The sequence below is a fragment of the Succinimonas sp. genome (assembly GCF_045225735.1).
Classification (GTDB): Bacteria; Pseudomonadota; Gammaproteobacteria; order Enterobacterales; family Succinivibrionaceae; genus Succinimonas.
Genome location: NZ_JBGVBR010000048.1, coordinates 1 through 3,147 on the forward strand (window position 1 = coordinate 1; position 3,147 = coordinate 3,147).

General features: G+C 44.2%; 3 protein-coding genes. All 3 read left to right on the top strand.

Annotated features, from left to right (window positions below; translation table 11 throughout):
- On the top strand, nt 1–1,534 hold a 1,534-nt coding region (locus ACJROR_RS01740), incomplete at its 5' end, for a hypothetical protein (protein WP_406545594.1).
- A 465-nt stretch (nt 1,535–1,999) separates the two neighbouring features.
- Complete coding sequence (locus ACJROR_RS01745) at nt 2,000–2,686, top strand: vWA domain-containing protein (RefSeq protein ID WP_406545595.1); 687 nt, start codon at nt 2,000–2,002, stop codon at nt 2,684–2,686.
- Nucleotides 2,687–2,703: 17 nt separating this feature from the next.
- Nucleotides 2,704–3,147 (top strand): hypothetical protein (locus ACJROR_RS01750; RefSeq protein ID WP_406545596.1); only part of this gene is annotated, 444 nt, incomplete at its 3' end.

Consider the following 3,147-nt stretch of genomic DNA (forward strand, 5'->3'; position numbering starts at 1 on the left):
GGAAACAGAACGGGGGAAAACCCGGACAGCAGATCCGGAGGAACGTCTAAGAGGGCGTTTTAAACCCCTGACTCCGGGAAAAACCGGCGATCTGACTTCAGAAAGACAGAAAGCAAAAGCCGGAAAGATCCGAAACTCTGTGCTGCCAGAAGCAGTCCTCGATGCTGAAGATGGTGAGGCTGGTATATCTGGAAAAGATACTGTTCCGAAACTCAAAGTATCGGAACAGTTAAATCGAACCGGAAGGCGCAGTCGCCTGGAAGTGCTGAATGATACCAGGCCGGCATTTCCCGTCTCAGATGGCAAAGAGTTCAGTAAAATCGTTTATAACGGGGAGCTTCGTCCCCCGGAGGATTCCTACGGGAGATTCTGGCCGGTTTTTATCATGCTATCCATAGTTCTAGCTGCGGGAGTAGGTTTTCTTTATTACACCGATGAAGGACGTAGGATCCTTTATTCCTATGTGCTAATGGAACCGCATCACATAGCAAAGGATCTCCGGAGCTTCCGGGAACATTCGGAAAGTCTGAGTAAGTACGATTCCGTTAATTTTGGGAGACACGGTCGGAGGAGCGGGAGATACAGCCAGAAGGAGATGCATTCCGAAATCGGGCCAGCGTCTTCGGAAAAACCGCTTATTGCAGTTGTTCCCCCTGATTCTGCACCGGGCTCTCTGAAGGACAATGCGAAGCTCGGTCAGGATTCCGACACTGGAAAAACTGACAAACCAGATAAACCTGCCGGGGAAGCAATTTCTTCGGTTAAGGCTCCGCGGCCGGTAATAAGCAACCCGGCAGAGTCTGCTCCGGAGAAAACGGAGATTGCGGTAATACCTGCGGCACCGGTTACCGCCGGCACTTCAGGAGAAAGTGCGCCTCCGGTAATTGCGCCACGGCCGATAATAAGCATCCCGGCTGAGATTCTCCCGGAGAAAACAGAGATTGCGTCCGGACCGGAAGGGACTAATACCGCCGGTGCTTCAGGAGAAAGCGCACCTCTAGTAATTGCACCGCGGCCGATAATAAGCCAACCGGCAGAGGCCGCCCCGTTGAAAAAGGAGACCGCGGGCAGATCTCAAGTACCGGATAATGCGGGAACTATGGGAGAAAGCGTGCCTTCGGTAACCGCACCGCGGCCAATAATAAGCAAATCAGCAGAGATTTCTCAGAATAATACAGAAACTGGGGCAGAGATTGCAGACACGGATCTTTCTGGAAAAGCCTCATCTTTAGTTACAGCACCGAGGCCGATAATAAGCTCACCGGATACTCCGGTATCGATTCCTGACGATCATGCCGTAGAGCAAGCCTCTGTGCCACAAAAGACTCAGGAGAATAAAAATACCACAGGGGGAGCTTCTAAAAAAACGACAGACAAGAGATCCGGAACTTCTTCGCAGAAAAATTCTGGTAGTAATGCAGCCCAGGGCCGTAAGGCAGCGGGAACACCGGCCGTAAATACAGGAAAAAAATCCAATAAGCCAAATTATTCCCGTCGTAATCCTAGACAGAGGAATGGTGGTAAAAAGAAGTAACAGTCAGACGCATTCGAAATAGGCCTCTTCTGCACAGAGGTTATCATTGTTCTAAGTTAACGGCATAAGGAGGCTGCTGGTTGTTTGCCGTCACTGTCTTTGTTAGAGTTAGCCTTTGTTAGAGTTAGCACAATTCTAAGCAATGCTGATTGATCGGTGCCCTAAAAGACTGGTACTCCATAATTAGTTCAAGTCAACCGTCATCTGCGATCTTTGAAACATTCTAATATTGCTGCACCGTAGACACATTTCTGCTTTGTCTTTGATTACTTTGGCCCTTGTTACTGTAATCTCGTTTATATACTCTTTAGGATACGGATCTCAATTTCACTAAACCATAAAGAAAAGAAATTTTTCAAACGTTTTTTTTTTTTTATACTTAAAAGCGAGGCCGACTGGAAAGACATCTTTCTGAGATGTTTGTTCTAGATTCGGCGGCAGATTTGAATTCAAGGAGAAATGCGAATGAAAAACCGTCTTGAGTATAACGTGGATATCGTTTTCTGCATTGATGTTACCGGGAGTATGGGGCCCCTTCTTGAAACGGTGAAGGAGAATGCTCTTAGTTTCTATAATGATCTCATGAACGAGATGATGCAGAAGGGCAAGAATATTGATGTCATAAGAGCTCGTGTTGTGGCTTTCAGGGATTACCTTGCTGATGGCGGTAATGCCATGTTGATTACTGATTTTTATGATTTGAAAGAACAAAGCGATATGTTTGATAAAGTCATAAGATCTCTTCATCCAGAAGGAGGCGGGGATGAACCTGAGGACGCTTTAGAGGCATTGGCCTATGCTATCAAATCAAAGTGGACAACCGGAGGGGACAAGAGACGTCATTTGATAGTAGTGTGGTCTGATGCTTCTACTCATGAAATTGGCTTCTCTTCTTCTTCAGCATCCTATCCTAAGAATATGGTTAAGTCATTTGATGAACTAACCAATCTGTGGGATGGTGAGTCTGAATCCGGAGGGTGCATGGACAGTAATTCCAAGCGTCTGTTGATTTTTGCTCCGGAAGCTGAATACTGGACAACTATTGCAGATACGTGGGATAACGTTATTCATTTTCCTTCTACAGCCGGAAATGGACTTGATCGCTTATCTTACAGAGAAATTCTTTCGCAGATCATTAATAGTATTGCATAACTTCTGCAGGTAGATTCATGAATATTAATGGTTATGAGATTTTAGGAGATTTTTCTGCAGAAAATGCCGGATGTTCAGTATGGGCGTACTGCAGGAAAGATGGACACGATTTCTTTATTAAGAAATTTACTAGTGTAACATATCCTGTTTCTAATAAATTATCACCTGCAATTCTTGAAAAAAAGAGAAAGAAATGTGATAAGTTTTATAAAGAAAAAAAGGAATTTTATAACCATTTATCTCAGTGTCATACAGGAAATATCATAAATATTTGTGATTTTTTCAGATATGAATCATCGTATTATGTTATAACTGAGAGGGAAATGCGTCCCTTTCTGGATGTTAAAACTGTCTCTGAATTGGACAGTGATAGAAAACTAACATTGATTAAAGCAGTTTTAAACAGTTTTGTGACTTTAAGTGACAAAGGTGTAGTTCACTCAGATGTAAAACCTGCAAAT